This window comes from uncultured Turicimonas sp. (assembly GCF_902477955.1).
Taxonomy (GTDB): domain Bacteria; phylum Pseudomonadota; class Gammaproteobacteria; order Burkholderiales; family Burkholderiaceae_F; genus Turicimonas.
Genome location: NZ_CABSJB010000005.1, coordinates 1 through 16,131 on the forward strand (window position 1 = coordinate 1; position 16,131 = coordinate 16,131).

At 44.9% G+C, this 16,131-nt stretch carries 14 protein-coding genes, 1 tRNA gene and 1 pseudogene; 13 read left to right on the forward strand and 3 right to left on the reverse strand.

Annotated elements, in window-relative coordinates; all coding sequences use genetic code 11:
- The 4 genes and pseudogenes from RDK53_RS02490 to hemE form a co-directional block, all read left to right on the forward strand.
- Positions 1–488 (forward strand): annotated as a pseudogene (locus tag RDK53_RS02490) (F0F1 ATP synthase subunit beta); the annotation flags it as partial.
- A gap of 40 nt (positions 489–528) precedes the next feature.
- Entirely contained in the window at positions 529–945 is a 417-nt protein-coding gene (locus tag RDK53_RS02495; RefSeq protein ID WP_066594726.1) for a F0F1 ATP synthase subunit epsilon, read from the forward strand.
- Positions 946–1,133: 188 nt separating this feature from the next.
- On the forward strand, positions 1,134–1,502 hold the full coding sequence (locus RDK53_RS02500) for a universal stress protein (RefSeq protein ID WP_066594728.1): 369 nt from the start codon (positions 1,134–1,136) through the stop codon (positions 1,500–1,502).
- Between the two features lie 101 nt (positions 1,503–1,603).
- A complete protein-coding gene (hemE, locus tag RDK53_RS02505; RefSeq protein ID WP_308513132.1) occupies positions 1,604–2,671 on the forward strand; it encodes a uroporphyrinogen decarboxylase in 1,068 nt (355 codons plus the stop codon).
- A gap of 135 nt (positions 2,672–2,806) precedes the next feature.
- Here hemE and RDK53_RS02510 read toward each other — a convergent pair whose 3' ends face one another.
- Positions 2,807–4,111 carry an anaerobic C4-dicarboxylate transporter gene (locus RDK53_RS02510; RefSeq protein ID WP_308513133.1) on the reverse strand — a complete coding sequence of 435 codons (1,305 nt, stop codon included), beginning with the start codon at positions 4,109–4,111 and terminating at the stop codon, positions 2,807–2,809.
- Between the two features lie 283 nt (positions 4,112–4,394).
- On the opposite strand from RDK53_RS02510, the gene priA reads away from it, so the two are divergent.
- The 4 genes from priA (at position 4,395) to RDK53_RS02530 (ending at position 9,003) form a co-directional block, all read left to right on the forward strand.
- A complete protein-coding gene (gene priA / locus RDK53_RS02515) occupies positions 4,395–6,404 on the forward strand; it encodes a primosomal protein N' (RefSeq protein ID WP_308513134.1) in 2,010 nt (669 codons plus the stop codon).
- 7 nt (positions 6,405–6,411) lie between these two features.
- Positions 6,412–7,671: a peptidase U32 family protein gene (locus tag RDK53_RS02520; protein WP_308513135.1), complete on the forward strand. Its 1,260-nt coding sequence runs from the start codon at positions 6,412–6,414 to the stop codon at positions 7,669–7,671.
- 253 nt (positions 7,672–7,924) lie between these two features.
- Positions 7,925–8,001 (forward strand) — tRNA-Arg (locus RDK53_RS02525).
- 369 nt (positions 8,002–8,370) lie between these two features.
- Positions 8,371–9,003, forward strand: coding sequence for a LysE family transporter (locus RDK53_RS02530; RefSeq protein WP_308513136.1), 633 nt, complete (start codon positions 8,371–8,373; stop codon positions 9,001–9,003).
- A gap of 380 nt (positions 9,004–9,383) precedes the next feature.
- Here the strand turns inward: RDK53_RS02530 and RDK53_RS02535 are convergent, their stop codons facing one another.
- Complete coding sequence (locus RDK53_RS02535) at positions 9,384–10,655, reverse strand: amidohydrolase (RefSeq protein ID WP_308513137.1); 1,272 nt, start codon at positions 10,653–10,655, stop codon at positions 9,384–9,386.
- A gap of 12 nt (positions 10,656–10,667) precedes the next feature.
- Entirely contained in the window at positions 10,668–11,933 is a 1,266-nt protein-coding gene (dcuC, locus tag RDK53_RS02540; RefSeq protein ID WP_308513138.1) for a C4-dicarboxylate transporter DcuC, read from the reverse strand.
- Between the two features lie 101 nt (positions 11,934–12,034).
- Here dcuC and RDK53_RS02545 point away from each other — a divergent pair, with 101 nt between their 5' ends.
- From RDK53_RS02545 to RDK53_RS02565, 5 genes are all read left to right on the forward strand, one after another.
- Complete coding sequence (locus tag RDK53_RS02545; protein ID WP_308513139.1) at positions 12,035–12,952, forward strand: LysR family transcriptional regulator; 918 nt, start codon at positions 12,035–12,037, stop codon at positions 12,950–12,952.
- The gene (locus tag RDK53_RS02550) at positions 12,945–13,880 is read left to right on the forward strand and encodes a LysR family transcriptional regulator (protein WP_308513140.1); all 936 of its coding nucleotides are present in this window, start codon (positions 12,945–12,947) and stop codon (positions 13,878–13,880) included. Before RDK53_RS02545 ends, RDK53_RS02550 begins: the two co-directional genes overlap by 8 nt.
- Positions 13,881–13,981: 101 nt before the next feature.
- Entirely contained in the window at positions 13,982–14,389 is a 408-nt protein-coding gene (locus tag RDK53_RS02555) for a DUF971 domain-containing protein (RefSeq protein ID WP_308513141.1), read from the forward strand.
- Between the two features lie 3 nt (positions 14,390–14,392).
- Positions 14,393–15,172, forward strand: coding sequence for a bifunctional demethylmenaquinone methyltransferase/2-methoxy-6-polyprenyl-1,4-benzoquinol methylase UbiE (ubiE, locus tag RDK53_RS02560; RefSeq protein WP_308513142.1), 780 nt, complete (start codon positions 14,393–14,395; stop codon positions 15,170–15,172).
- A 13-nt stretch (positions 15,173–15,185) separates the two neighbouring features.
- Positions 15,186–16,130: a TIM44-like domain-containing protein gene (locus RDK53_RS02565; RefSeq protein WP_308513143.1), complete on the forward strand. Its 945-nt coding sequence runs from the start codon at positions 15,186–15,188 to the stop codon at positions 16,128–16,130.
- Position 16,131: the final 1 nt, after the last annotated feature.

The following is a 16,131-nucleotide window of genomic DNA, read 5'->3' on the forward strand; positions in this document are numbered from 1 at the left end:
CTGCTGACGACTTGACTGACCCGTCTCCGGCTACAACATTCGGCCACTTGGACGCTACAGTTGTGTTGTCTCGTGATATCGCTGCTTTGGGTATTTATCCGGCTGTTGACCCGCTTGACTCTACATCCCGTCAGATCGACCCGAACATCATTGGTGAAGAACACTACAGCGTTACTCGCCGTGTTCAGGCTACATTGCAGCGCTACAAGGAATTGAGAGACATTATCGCCATTCTTGGTATGGACGAACTTTCTCCGGAAGACAAACTCTCCGTTACAAGAGCTCGTAAGATTCAGCGTTTCTTGTCTCAGCCTTTCCACGTTGCTGAAGTGTTTACCGGTACTCCTGGTAAGTATGTTCCTCTCAAAGAAACTATTCGTGGTTTCAAGATGATTGTTGACGGCGAATGCGATCAACTTCCGGAACAGGCTTTCTACATGGTCGGTACTATTGACGAAGCCTTCGAAAAGGCCAAGACACTTAAGTAATCTTTGGCGGGTAAAACCCGCCAGCACCATGGAGATTTAAATGAGCAAAAAACTTAAAGTCGACGTAGTCAACGCTGAGGAGTCTCTCTTCAGCGGTGAAGCTGAGTTCGTTGCTCTTCCTGGTATCGAAGGTGAGTTAGGCATATTGCCTGGTCATACTCCTCTCATCACATTGATTCGTCCCGGACTCGTCAGAATCCGCAAAGAAGGTCAAGAAGGTGAGGATGAGTTCTTTGTAGCCGGCGGCGTATTAGAAGTTCAACCCAATAATGTGATTGTTCTTGCTGACGTCGCTATCCGCAGCAAAGACTTGGATGAGGCCAAAGCTAAAGAAGCTATGGATCGAGCCAAGGAAGCCGCTAAGAATGCTTCAAGCCAGATTGAAGTTGCTAAGCTCGAAGCTGAAATTAGTATGCTTGCAGAACAACTGCGTATCCTTCAGAAGCTCAAGAGATAATTTTCTCAAGCATCAAAAAACCCCTGCCGTAAAAAGCGGGGTTTATTTTTACCTGTTCAGTCGTATAGGCAAGACACTGCTGTATAAAATTCTTGTATCACGAGTAACTTTCGGTTACTTTCTTCAGCGGGATTTCTTATAATTACGATACTTCATTATATTTATTAGAAACCTTATAGGAGTTCAAAGTGATCCTAGTCTCTACTGACGGCACAGAATTATCTGACAAAGCAGTTCATACCGCAGCTAAATTGGCTAAGCAGCTGAATACTTCCGTCCTGGGAATTATTGTTGTCAAATCCAAGGGTGCAGAGTCTGCAATCAAAGCTCTCGATGATGTCAAAGATGTTTGCGAAAGAGCGGGGACACCTTGCGAAGTAGCTGAGATTATCGGTACTTCTGTTCCGGACTCTATTTTGAAAACAGCTCAAGAAAGAGATGTTCGTTTTATTGTAATGGCCAGCCGCGGATTAGGAACTCTTGGTTCTCTCTTTATCGGCAGTTCAACTCAGCAGGTTTTGGCTAAAGCTGATCGTCCTGTTTTAGTTGTTCGCTAATCAGCAATAAATCCAGATATACAAGGACTCCTAAGGAGTCCTTCAGTTTTTTGAGCTAACCTCATATTCTTCCTATTATTTCCGGTTGGAGCCTGTTTCGAATGAGACCAGCAAACGATACTTTTTTAAGAGCATTATTAAAAGAAAAGACTGAATACACTCCTATTTGGCTGATGAGACAGGCTGGCCGCTACCTTCCAGAATATCGCTCAACAAGAGCAGAGGCCGGCAGCTTTATGGATCTGGCAATGAATCCACATTATGCTTGTGAGGTTACATTGCAGCCTGTGGAAAGATATCCGTTAGACGCTGCTATTTTGTTTTCTGACATTCTCACAATTCCGGATGCTATGGGCTTAGGTTTAAGTTTTCAAGCCGGGGAGGGCCCAAAGTTTGAAAAGGCGGTCAGAGACGAAGAAACCGTCAATTCCTTATTTGTTCCGGATCCAAGCGGAAAGCTCAAATATGTTACGGATGCAGTCGTTGAAATCAAGAAAGCATTAAATAACCGCATCCCTCTTATCGGCTTCTCAGGCAGCCCGTTTACTTTGGCGTGTTACATGGTTGAAGGAGGCAGCTCTTCTTCTTTCCAGAACGTTAAGAAAATGATGTATCAGAGGCCAGATCTTTTCCATAAGATTTTGGAAACCAACGCTGAGGCAGTTGCAGCTTACTTAAACGCTCAAATAGAGGCCGGTGTCAATGCCGTGATGGTATTTGATACTTGGGGTGGGTCCCTCGCCCACAGGCAATATAAAGAGTTCTCTTTAGCTTATATGAAGAAAGTCGTCGATGGTTTGATCAAGGAGCGAGACGGAGAAAGAATTCCTTCTATTGTATTCACTAAGGGCTCTGCACCTTGGGTAACCGACATTGCTTCCATCGGAGCTAATGCTATGGGCCTTGATTGGACTGTCAGCTTAGGTAAAGTCAGAAAACTAGTTCAGGATAAAGTTGCCCTCCAAGGAAATCTTGATCCTTCCGTCCTCTTCGCAGACGAAAAAGTTATCATAGAACAGGCTCGTGCCGTGATTGATGATTTCGGCATGGTTGGCAGCGGTGGCCACGTATTCAACTTAGGACACGGTATTGATAAGACAACTCCGCCGGAAAATGTTCAGTATCTTGTTGATGAAGTTCACAACTACAGTAAGAAATATCATCTCTAAAAAATAACTCTTTGAAGAAAAACCGTTGCAAGAGGCAGTGGAAGCTGCCTTTTCAACGGTTTTTCCTTATTGTCAGAACAAAAACTGCTGTTGCTCCTAAAGGCATAACAGCAGTTATTTGAGGCTAAGAAGAAATTAAAGAACGATTTTTGCGAATAAGAATCCGACGGGAACAGCAGCCACGAGACCTAAAATTCCCGGAATAAAGAACGGATGATTAATCACAAACGAACCATTCCACTTTCTATCCATATAAGAACCGGTATCGTCACAAGCGATCGCAAAAGCTGTGGTCGGATACACCGTTGTAATGAACAAGGCAGAGCAGGCAACGAAGCTGGCGAGAATGGTTGCTGCATCGACACCCAAACTGGCTGCTACGGGAACCAGAAGGGCTGATGTTGCGCCCTGGCTGAATAACAACGCAGAAACACAGAAGAATGCGACGGCCAGCAAAGCTGGATACTGCTCCAAGAGGTGGGTTGCAGAGGTCTTAATTTCCGGAATGTGAGCACCGATGATGGTCGAGGACATCCAGACGATACCGAGAACCACAATCAAGCTTTCCATACCGCCGCCGAATACCGGTGTGTCTTTGATGCCGCTTAGCGGGAATCTGCAAACCCAGTAAGTGACAAGACCGCTCATCAGCATTGCGATGATGATAATGTCACGGCTGCCGAGAGTATGGCCGATTTGTGTTTTGAAAAGAAGCATGCCGACGATAAATAAAACGGCAAGTAAGAAGATACCGACGGACAGCTTTGCTTTGGCTGTGGTTGGTTGTTCTTCTTTCTGTTTGGACTTCAGAACCACTAAGCCTTCTTTCAGACGCTTCTGGAAGATCGGATCCTTTTCAAGATCAACGCCTTGATAGCTGGAAATGATGACAGCAACGATAGAGCCGGCGATAGCAGCCGGGACGATAACGGCAAGAGCTTGACCGAAAGAAACACCCATTTTTTCAACTACAACGTACATAGCTGCTGTAGCTGCAGAAATAGGAGAAGCAGTAATGGCAATTTGGCTGGCGATAACAGCGCTGGTCAACGGTTGAGAAGGACGGACACCGTTTTCCTTTGCTACCTCTTGAATAACGTTTAAAACGCTCATGGCGGTAAAGCCGGTACCCCCAAGAACTGTCAAGAGAAAGGTAATAGCCGGTGCGAGGAAGTTGATGTATTTGGGATTTCCGCGCAGAAGTCTTGCGGAAATTTTAACCATGTAATCCATTCCGCCTGCGAGCTGCATACAGCTGATTGCAAAAATCACGGTAAGAATAATAAGAATGACATCAACCGGAATTTCGCCCGGTTTTAAACCCAGGCCGAAAACCGCTATTGCCATCCCTAAGCCGCCGGCCATGCCGACACCTACCCCTCCGAGTTTTGCAGCATATATAATGCAGCCGAATAATATAGCGATTTCAAGATATATCATGGTTTCCTCCAATAAGAGGCCTAATAATCACTTATTTTTTCAAAAATTAACAGATAAACTCTACCTAATGTAGGTATTAATACTTACAAAAATTAGATAATTCTTTCAAATTTCTAAATAGTAATTGGCCCCGTTAATAATTTTTAGTTATGAGAAGAGGTGTTTTTTCTGAAACCCAAAAAAGGATTCGAAGGACATACAAGGTAACTATTGCAAGCCTAATGAGGCTCTCCTTTTTTCCTATAATTCTTGAAATGTCAGGTATTTAGTTCTAACGGAAGCAATGGATCAGAAGATAATCAAAGTAATCGTCGATACCCCTTTATGGGAGCCTCTCGATTATTTGAATGTGCCTGCTGAGAATCTAAAAGTCGGCGAGAGATGTCTTGTTCCCGTTGGGAGACGAACTTGTGTAGGTATTGTCGTTGGCTTTTCCCAAACCAGCAGGTTTCCGCAGGAACGGCTGAAAAACATTATCGGAAGGATTGACGGTCTATCTCCTCTTAGCGCTAACTGGCTTCGGTTTACTAAATTTGCCTCGAAATATTATCTTTCTCCATGGGGAGAAACTGCGGTTCCTTCATTGCCGAAGTTTTTTCGAAGACCTCCCGGTCAGCGGCACGATTCTTCCTTGAACAGACTTAGAAAAACTAACTTTGTACTTAGCGGGCCGGATCAAGAACTCCCGGTTCTGAATGAAGAGCAAAAGCATGTTCTGGATAATTTTGTTCAAAACAAGTTCGGGGTAAGCTTGCTTTACGGTATTACCGGAAGCGGTAAGACGGAAGTCTATCTTCGGCTTATCCAAAAGGTTTTTGATAAAGATCCGGAAGCACAGATTCTGCTGATGGTGCCGGAAATCAATTTAACGCCACAGCTTGTAGAGAGAGTAGCCAAAAGATTTCCAAACCATGCTGTCGGCAGCTGGAACTCTAAAATGTCTGAAGGAGAAAAGGCGGCAACTTGGCTTGCAGCTCATGAAGGCCGACTGAATATTTTGGTCGGTACTCGTCTTTCCGTTTTTGCAAGTTTGCCTAAGCTCTCAATGATCCTCATTGATGAGGAACATGACAGCTCTTATAAGGCACTCGAAGGGGTTCGTTACTCTTCTCGAGATTTGGCCATTAAAAGGGCACAGATTGAGAACATTCCGATTCTCTTAGGTTCAGCTACCCCGTCTTTTGAATCGTTCCAAAGAGCTCTTAACGGCGATTATCAGCTCTTCAAAATGACTAGGAGAGCCGTTCAGGATGCTCATCTTCCGGAATTGGAACTTATCGATATCTCCAAGGACAGAGTAAAAGGTGCGGCTCTGTGTGCTCAGGTAAGAGATGAAATTACGAAAACCCTTGAAAAGAAAGAGCAGGTTTTGATTTTCCTTAACCGCAGAGGTTATGCGCCTGTTGTGACATGCAACAGCTGCGGATGGGTTTCAACTTGTCCTCACTGTTCAACGTTTGCTGTTTATCACAAGACAACCGGAAACTTGACCTGTCACTACTGCGGATGGACTACTCCTCTTCCCAGACACTGCCCTAAATGCGGTTCCGTTGAAATTGTGCCTTTAGGCCGCGGAACGCAGAGAGTCGAGGAAGAGATTAAAGAACTTTGGCCCGAAGCCAATGTGATGCGTTTAGATCAAGACAGCACAAGACGGAAAGGGAGCGCTCAGGAAGTACTGGAAAGCGTCCATCAAGGAAAAGTCGATATACTTCTCGGAACTCAGATTGTGGCCAAAGGACACGATTTTAAGAAGGTTTCTTTGGTTGTCATTCTTAATTCCGATCCTGTGTTATTGTCGCCGGACTTTAGGGCAAGAGAAAGACTTTTTTCCGTACTGATGCAAGTTTCCGGCAGAGCGGGAAGGGGCGAGATACCTGGAAAGGTTTTATTGCAGACGCAGTACACGCAAGATCCTCTTTTCCACCATTTAAGCCGGCAGAACTACAGTGACTTTGCGACGGAGGAACTCAATTCAAGGGAGAAGACGAGATTACCTCCGTTTACCGCACAGGCTTTGGTTATTGCGGAAGGAAAAAAGATTAACGAGGTACTCAAGTACCTTGATGAGGTAAAACAAGCGGCGCTTTCTCTCCAATATCCGGGAATTCACATTTATTCCCCGATTCCGCAGTCGATTATGAGGATTCAGGATATTGAAAGAGGGCAACTTCTGCTTGAGGCTGATAGTAAGAAAGTCATGCAGGAGTTTTTAGCTGTGTTTTCTCCTATATTGTTTGAAAAAATGAATAGGTTCAACGTTTATATCGACGTTGATCCGCTTAACTGTTGAGAAAAAATTGAAGCGAGAAGATTTTGAAATTATGGCTCCCGTAGGATCATGGGAGTCTTTGTCTGCTGCCATTCAGGGCGGAGCTGATTCTGTTTATTTCGGAGCCGGTGCATTAAATATGCGTTCGGCCTCTTCTAATCAGTTCTCTCCTGATGATTTGAAGGAAATTGCCAGAGTCTGCAAAGACGCCGGCGTGAAGTCATATCTGACGGTTAATACCATCATGTACGATGATGATTTGAAGCTGATGCGTCAATACATCGATACGGCAAAAGAAGCAGATATTTCAGCCATTATTGCCTCCGACGTTGCGGTTATGAATTACTGTAATCAGATTGGAATTCCCGTCCACCTTTCAACTCAGCTAAACATTTCTAATTTGGAAGCTTTGAAGTTTTATGCGCAGTTCGCAGAGGTAGTAGTTTTAGCAAGAGAGCTGAACGTAAAACAAGTTAGACATATTTATGAGGGCATTCAATCTGAAAATATCTGCGGTCCGAATGGAGAGAAAGTCAGAATCGAGATGTTCTGCCATGGCGCTCTCTGCATGGCTGTCAGTGGCAAGTGCTATTTGAGTTTGAATACGGTCGGCAGAAGCGCCAACAGAGGCGGATGCATGCAGACCTGCCGCAGAGCCTATATCGTCAAAGATAAAGAAAGAGATGTTGAGCTCGAAATCGATAACCAATACATCATGTCCCCGAAGGATTTGAAGACGATCGGATTCTTGGATCAGATGGTTAAGGCAGGTGTGCGAGTTTTCAAGATCGAAGGGCGTGCCCGCGGTCCAGAATACGTCAGAACAGTTGTTGAGTGCTACAACGAAGCTTTAGAAAGCATTCTGCAAGGTAAATGGAGTGAGGAACTGAGCAAATCTTGGGATGACAGACTCAAGACGGTTTACAACCGCGGATTCTGGAACGGCTATTATCTTGGTCAGACTCTGGGAGAGTGGAGCAACCGTTACGGTTCTCAAGCTACGGAACGCAAGGTTTACGTTGGCAAGGGCATCAAGCATTTTGCTAAACCCGGTATTGCCGAATTTTTAGTACAGGCTGAAAACATCAAGAAAGGCGAAAAAATGCTGGTCACGGGTCCAACCACCGGTGCTGTTTATTTCAATTTGGATGAACCTTGGGTTGATCAGAAACAAGTGGATGAAGTCATCAAAGGTCAGCACTTCACATGCAGGGTTCCTGAGAAAATCAGAGAGAATGACAAACTCTACGTTGTCCGCAGCGTTGAGCTGGATAATATTTTGAAGTAAGACTTAAGTTTTTTAGAATTACAAAAACGGCTGTTCTTAGTTTTTGTTCCTTGATGGAAGAGAACAGCTGTTTTTAACATCTAATAACTTAGCACTTATACAGAAAGTGAATACTTGCTAGCACTTTAGAGATTTAGATCCAAAAGTCTGTACTCTTTTTATATTCCAAGTTGGTTCTCTTGCTTAAAAGGTGAAAGATTTGTAGATAGACGTTTGCGAAAGCCTCTTCTGGCAATTAGAATGACACTTTCTCGCACCTGTAGCTCACTTGGATAGAGTACTGCCCTCCGAAGGCAGAGGTAGTGGGTTCGATTCCCGCCAGGTGCGCCATTCTTTTCTTCTTTGTGTGTTTTATCTAGGCGCCTCCTTGGTCGCATCCTAGAACGTCTGAGATTCTGTAATCCTTACACCAAGTTTCTTTCCCGTACATATTCTTGTCTAACCGAACACATCTCGAAAAACCATAAAACCGGGAAACAGGACAAGCTGGTTATCGGATAACCTTGCTTGTTGGAATAAATTTGAGAAACGGTTTTCGTTTAATCGGCCGCATCTTAAAAAAGCCTGGTGTCTGGCTGCGGGTTTTCTATAGAAATGCAAAAGAAATTATCCATAAGTTTTGCATGCTTATTTTTTATAATTCTTAGGTTAATTACTTTTAAACGCCTAGTTTTTTAATAAGAAGGTTCTGACGAAGTTATGCTGTCAACGTTGCTCACTATCGCAGGCGTACACATTATTGCTCTTGCTTCTCCTGGTCCCGATACTTTCATTGTCATGCAAACCGCTGCAAGTAAGTCCAGAAAAGAAGCCATAATGTGTGTGCTGGGAATTACTGCTGGGGTTGCGGTTTGGGCTGCTGTGTCCTTGTTGGGACTGCAGTGGCTTTTTGATCAGTTTGCGTGGCTTCACAAGACCATTATGCTAATGGGCGGCATTTACTTGGGCTGGATGGGCTTTAAGATTTTGAAGAGTTCATTAAAGGCCTCAACGTCAGCAACTGCAGATTCCCCACTTGGTACTCAAGAGGCTAAGTCAAAGTCATTTTTGACTGGACTATTCACTAACCTTGCGAACGCCAAGGCTCTTGTCTACTTCAGTTCAGTTTTCGCTTTATTTATCAAGCCTGATATGGACTGGACTCAGAGTCTCCCAATTTTTCTTTTGGTAATCACGGAGACTTTCTTATGGTTTTCTTTTGTAGGCCTGTTAATAGGCCTGCCTAAACCTAAGCGAATTTATCAGAGTGCCGGAAAATGGATTGACGGTGCATGTGGCGCAATATTCGGAGTATTCGGTGGCGGTCTAATTTACAGCGCTTTAAAAGAATAACTTCATCGTTAAAGCTTTTGGACTCAGAGTCTGCTGACAAATGTTTGGCAACTTCTGCGCCTTTAAACAGAGCCAATACAAATTTCTACTTGACTAGTTTGTCGGGTGTAGATTGGACTCCTTTTTTAACTTTTTTCGAGATGACAATCTGACCGATTTTCGGCCTTTAACCTGAAGAGAAGCGGCCGGAGGCGTTCATGGTGCCGTATATTTTTTGGCACGCCATTTTTTTCAGGTGCTTGACTACAACGGATTTTTCTAAAAACTGAAAAAAGAGGAATCTAAAGAGGGGCCCAGTCCCCTTTGAGAAAGGAAGAAAAGGCTACTGGAACGGGTTATAAGCAGCCTTTTGACTTTTGTGGTGTTTGATTGATTATTGTCTATTTAGTGCCGTTTAGCTTCAGAAGGCAGCCTTTGAAGATATCGAATGCGGTTTCCATACCTTTTTCATCGAAATCAAATTCTCTCTGGTGATGCGCTGCAGTTCTGTCTGCACCGACAACAAAGAACTCTGTTTTTCCCCCTCTAGCGCGCACTCGAGAGGCAAGAAGTGTGAAGTCCTCTGAGCATCCAATCTTCTTCCGTTCAACGACTTTATGACAAGATGGCACGGATTTGGCAACTTCGGCCACGAGCGTAGCTAACTCATCATCATTTCTGAGTTCTCCGCCTTCGCCTACTTTTTCAATTTCATATTGAACATCGTAAGCAAGCGCGGTACCTTTGACGATTCTGCATGCTTGATCAACCATGAAATTGTTGATTTCATCGCTCTCCCCGCGGACCTCCATCTGAATAGTCGCATGGACCGGGATGACGTTTCTGCATTCGCCAGCTTTCATCAGCCCGACATTAATGCAGCCTAGTCCTTTGCCATGACGTGCCATTCCTAAAAGTTCACTTACAGTCGTGCATGCGCAGGCAAGAGCATTCCGGCCGAGGTGAGGACTCATTGTTGGATGGGCCGGGGCTCCCTTGAGATGTATGTCGAGCTTGGTTGTCGAGAGCAGACCGGTGGGATAAACGCAAACCTCGCCTGTCGGACACATCATTGCGAGATGAGCACCCAATAGATACTGGACGTCATCAAGCAGTCCGCTGGCGGATTGCGCGGCGCCCCCTCTCACACCTTCTTCTGCAGGTTGGAAAATCAGCTTTATTCTGCCGGTTAGCCTGTCTTGGTTTTCTATTATCCAGTGGGCAAGATTTAAGCCAATAGACGTATGACCGTCGTGACCGCATGAGTGCATTTCTCCCGGATGGCAAGAACGGAATTTTTCCTTATTCGGCAAATGTTCTTCCTTGTCGGTCTCTTCAACACCTACACAGTCAATATCAAAGCGTAAGGCTGTGACAGAGCCCGGTCTGCCGGTGTCAAATTCTGCTATGCAGCCTGTGTAGCCTTGCATTCTTTCTAAGGTTTTTTCACTTACTCCCGAGTCGCGGGCTCTTTGAATGCTCTTTTCTACGAAAACCGGATCTCTGCCCATCACCTGATCTAAGCCAACTTGTTGGATTCCTGTATGAAGAGTCCAACCCAAAGGATCAAGAGTTTCGATAATTTTTGCTGTTGTTTTGAATTCTCCCCATCCCATTTCCGGAATTTTGTGGAGTTCGCGACGAATTCGAACTAAATTTTCTTGATAGTTCATTGAAGTTCTCCTCTAAACCATAGTTAAGGCTACAAAGATGACGGCTATGAGCATTGGGAGCCAAAGCCGTTTCGTTAAATCAATAGGATTAATTGAAGCTAACCCGCAAATAACGATTGCAACGCCGGAGATAGGACTCATGGTTCTGCCTAAGGCTCCTGAAAGTGCAGCCATCATTCCAAGCGTGGGAATTTCCATTCCGAATTCCTTTGCGTGCGGTGTTACTGCTTCATTAAAAGCAAATGCAGCAGCGTCTCCGGAGCCTGTAATAACACCCATTACAAATGGACCGATTGAACCGCCCCAGCGAGCAATTTCATTAGACTGTTTAAGTACATTGATGAAAGCATCAATAAGACCGCATGTCTTTAGGCCTGCCGCGAAAACGCCTGCGGAAATGATGATGCCAAGAACCTGACCATAACCTTTTCCCATTCCTGTGAAGAAATTCTTTGAAAAGGTTTGAGGATTGACTCTAGAAACAATCAGAGTGTAGATGGCGCCGATAACCATGGCTTGGGCAACACCGGTTTTCAGTGATGGGACCCATAAGTTGCCGATGACCAGAATAGCAACCGGAATTAAAGGAGCCAAGGCTTTAAAGAGACTTATTTCATGAATCGAAGTTCCTTCTTCAACCAACTTTTGTTCTTGGGAGCTGTTAGTTCCATAATCTTTCATAATCCAGCACATGACGGTCACGCCGATGACTGCAATTGCGCCGCACACCAGAGTGTAATTCATGTGGACGCCTATGGTCTGCATGACGCTTAAGCCTGAGATCTTCGCAACATAAGCATTGTGAGAGAGGCCCGGTGAGAGCATGGAACCAAAGGTTCCCGCTAAGATTGCTGCACCGGCGGCCTGAGGAGAAACTTTTGCTCTTAAGAGAAGCGGAATTAAAGTAGGACCAACCGCAGCTGCACATCCGGCGGCAGAAGGAATTGCAATGCAGATGAAGTACGTAAGGGCAGTCGTCGCCGGAACCAGAAGGAAGCCAAATTTTGAAAGAGGCGCGGATAAAAGTTTAACTAAATGGACATCACACTCTGTCATCTGAATGACCATGGCGAAACCCATTGAGGAGCAGATAGCAAGAATCAGGCCATTATTGGTCATCGACTTTGCAAATGCATCTAGCGCTCCCATAGGCTGTAAAGAGATGCAGGCCAAGAATAAACCTGCTGTTATTAATACGAGCTTAGTCTCATATCGTTTGATTAATGCCCAAACAGTAACGAGGACGACAGCTATTCCAATCCAAGCAGTGATTGACATAGATTTCTCCTTAAGATTTTATAAATTGAATTTTTAGCTTCTGCGTGGATTTCGGTAAGGCCAAAATATGCTACATTGTTTTTGCTATTACGGAACAGAGTATGAAACGCGTTGATTTCATTGAAATTCTTTATTCATTTTTGTGTTTGGAAAAACATAGAAACTTTCAGTCAGCTGCTGAAGAGCTGAATGTTTCGAAATCGACCTTGTCTCGTAGGATGACGATGTTGGAAAAAGAGCTGGGTGAAGTGCTTTTCATCCGAGACTCTACTCCAATCGGATTGACCGAACATGGAACGAAGTTTCTAAGGGACGCCCTTCGCATTAAGCAGAAATACGAATTACTCAACGAGCAGATAGAGAGCTCCTCAGCAAGCCCAAAAGGAACTGTCTACATCTCGGCACCCAGCGCAATTGGGAACGGTCTTTTAATTGGATGGATAAAGCAGTTTCAGGACATTTATCCGGAAATTATTATTGATTTGACCCTGACGCTTGGCCCGGTAAGAATTCTTGCGCCGGAATGCGATATTCGAATCAACCACGGCTTGTTTCCTTGCGAACGGGTTCTGGCAAGGCCGCTAGGATGCATGCTTCGAACTATGGTAGCTTCCGAAAAATATCTTTCTGAAAAAGGACTGCCAAAAACTCCTTTCGATCTGGAACAACATAATTTGTTAGGCGGAAATGACTTGATCGCAGATTCAAAGCTTGTTCTGCGATCAAAAAACGAGGTAATAACCGTTCCGTATTTTCCAAGGCTCAGATTGAAAGATCATGTGGCAGCTCGCACGGCCGCAATTTGCGGATTAGGAATTTCTGTACATGCATTTCAATACGATACCTGGGAATATATTAGGAGAGGACAACTGTGTGAAGTGCTTCCGGAATGGAAACCAGAGGCAAGTCCGGTTTCTCTCCTGCTTCCCCAAAATAAAACCTTATCCTCGGCTTCCCGGACTCTTGCGGATTTTATAGAGGAGAGATGGAAGTCGCATCCTCATTTGACACATGACTAAGAAAAGAACAGCGATTATTCAGTGGCGTTGCTTTGTAGAGGCCGTAAGCTGCGGAAGTATGCTAAAGGCCTCAGAAATTCTTCAGATGGAGGTTTCGGAAGTTAGTCAGCAGATCAAGGCATTAGAAGTGACCTTAGGAGAGACTCTGCTCGAGAGAAATCAACGAGGAGTCCGCCCGACATGGGCCGGCCAAAAGAGATTAAACGAAGCTAAAGAACTCATTCGTTTGATCGAAGAAGTCTTTCGAAAAAAGACGGCTAAAAGGACAAGTTTGCGAGTTGCAGTGCCGGTTTCCATTGGAAGATTGTTTTTGGATTGGATTGGACAGTTCGAAAAGGAGTTGGGTGAGAGCGCCTCTATTGAAGTTATCCAGTTTGTAGAAAACTCACCTTATGATTTGTGGAGTTTCGATTTGTTCATCTGCAAAGATACGCTGCCCAATGAAAGAATCATTGCGCGGGCATTGGGGGGAGTAGAAAGAGTCATCTGTGCCTCTCCGAGCCTCTTTAAGAACGGACGGCTTCCGAAATTTCCTGAAGAGCTTCTCGAATTTCCTTTGGCCATGAGACAAGGTAAAGAAGAACTGTTGAGTACGAATACTGAAAAAATGCGTATCAAAACAAGCCCTCAATTTTTGGTTAACTCTTCTTCGGCTTTAATTGACGCGGCTGTTTTAGGCCATGCCATAGCGGTCGGTGTTCCTCTGTGGGCAATCAAAGAGGAATTAGCTTCCGGAAAACTGCTCAGAATTCTGCCGGAGTGGAAATTGGAGCCAACGGTAGTTTGGGCCGTGTGGAAACCGCAAGAAGGCAAAAATCCAATGACGAAGAAGTTGTATTCGTATTTTCAGGAACGCTGGAGAACGGAACCGGGATTAATTAATGATGGTAGAGAAAGCCTCCAATCTGCTTACACTGGTTTTCATTGAGTTACCTATCTAGACAAAGTTACTTTGAATGTGCGTGATATGGGCAATTTTGTTACGCGAATTAATATTAAAATTCGCAAATCAACTATTAAGGAAGCGCTGTGAAGTTACCTACAAATATTGAGTTTCACAATAAATCGAAGATTATGAATATCTCCTATCCTGACGGAGATTACGAACTGACATATGAATTCCTGCGTGTTTTTTCTCCTTCCGCAGATGTTCAAGGACATACTCCGGATCAAGCAAAACTTCAGGTCGGGAAGCGAGACGTGACTATTGTCGACGTTGCTCCGGTTGGAGAATACGCTCTGAAATTAACTTTCTCCGACGGCCACGATTCCGGTATCTACAGCTGGGAATGGTTGGAAGATCTCGGTAAAAACAAAGAAGCTCTCTGGGCAGCTTACCTCGAAGATCTGAAGGAAGCAGGTGCCAGCCGTGACCCTAACGATCCGGCTAACGAACCATTCAAGGAAAAACCAAAATCTAAGTGCTCAGGCCATTAATCGATGAATAAAGAAGTTAACAGCCAAATGCCGGATAAAAAAACAAACGAACACTTGACTGATTTTGGCTATCAGACTATCCCTGAAGAAGAAAAAGAGAGTCACGTAAAAGAAGTTTTCGATGAAGTGGCTCCTAAGTACGACATCATGAATGACGTACTTTCCTTCGGCATGCATAGACTGTGGAAAAAATATACGGTTGACAAGGCTGCCGTTAAGCCCGGCATGAATGTCCTCGACATCGCCGGAGGAACCGGAGATCTCTCAATTGCTATGGCCGATAAAATCGGGGACGGCAAGCTCTGGCTTACCGATATTAATCTCAGTATGTTGAGAATCGGCAAGAAACGCATGAAGCAGCATCATTTCGATGCTTACTACACGACTTGCGATGCAGAGGCTCTTCCGTTTCCGGACGATTATTTTGACGTTATTACCGTCGCTTTCGGCTTGCGCAATATGACCCACAAAGACAGAGCATTAAAAGAAATGCTCAGAGTGTGTAAACCCGGTGGAAAAGTGATGGTTCTAGAGTTCTCTAAACCGGACAAGTGGCTTGCCCCGTTTTACGACTTTTATTCTTTTAAATTAATGCCTTGGATTGCGGCTAAGATCACCGGGAAGGCTGAAAATTATCGTTACCTGGTTGAGTCGATTCGCATGCACCCGGATCAGCACACTCTTGCTACAATCATGCAAGATGTCGGGATGAAAAATGTCTCCTGGACAAATTTAACTTTTGGAATTACAGCTCTCCATATTGGATATAAAGAAAAATCTTAATAAAGGAAATGGAATGAAAAAATTTCTTGCTGCTCTTCTGATTGGCCTCTCTCTGGTCACATTTACGCTGGATGCGTCAGCAGCTCGTCTTGGCGGCGGTGCAAGCTTCGGCCGTTCTATGTCCGTACCTAAAGCCTCTCCGTCTTTCCCAAAGGCAGCTCCTTCCACAGCAAAACGTCCCTCAGCTGCCCCTGCAGCCGGTGCAGCCGCCGCGGCTAAATCAGGCGGTCTCGGACGCAGCCTCTTAATCGGTGCTGCTACAGCTCTCGGCTTTATGGCCCTCGCTAATATGCTTGGCCTCGGTGAAGGCTTTGCCCAGATTCTCATGTTCTTGGCTTTGGCTGCGCTTGCTCTCTTTGCCTTCAGGTTCTTTGCAGCGAAGAAAGCCGCTTCCTCTGCAGGCAATTCGTCGCAGAATTCAACAAATATTTTCCAGCGCCCCTCTCAGCCTGAACCTTATTCAGCTCCAGAGCCAATGCAGAAAGAAGCTTCTAATCCTTTCTCCGGAATGGCTTCAAGACCGGGTTCTGCTATGGACGAGTTCTCTGATTCTCCTTCCACAGGCGCTCAGAGCTCTGACTCTTCTTTTGAAGTTCCTGCAGAATTCGACAAAGAAGCTTTCCTTCAGATGTCTACTTCTTACTTCAAGATGCTCCAAGGTGCTTGGGACAGCGGTGATATGGATAATTTGTCTAATTACTGTACGGACGATATGTTCATCGAATTGACACACAGACGCCGTGAAATTAAGGGCGCCAACGTCACAATGATCTTGTCCTTGACACCGTCCCTGGCCGGTTTCGAAACAACTCCGACAGAGTACGTTGCATCCGTCCTCTTTGAAGGCAAACTCAATGAAAACGGAGAACCGACAGACGTCAAAGAAATTTGGAACCTTGTCAAACCTCGCGAAGGTAAATCCGGTTGGTTGTTAGCCGGCATTGAACAAGCCGAATAAG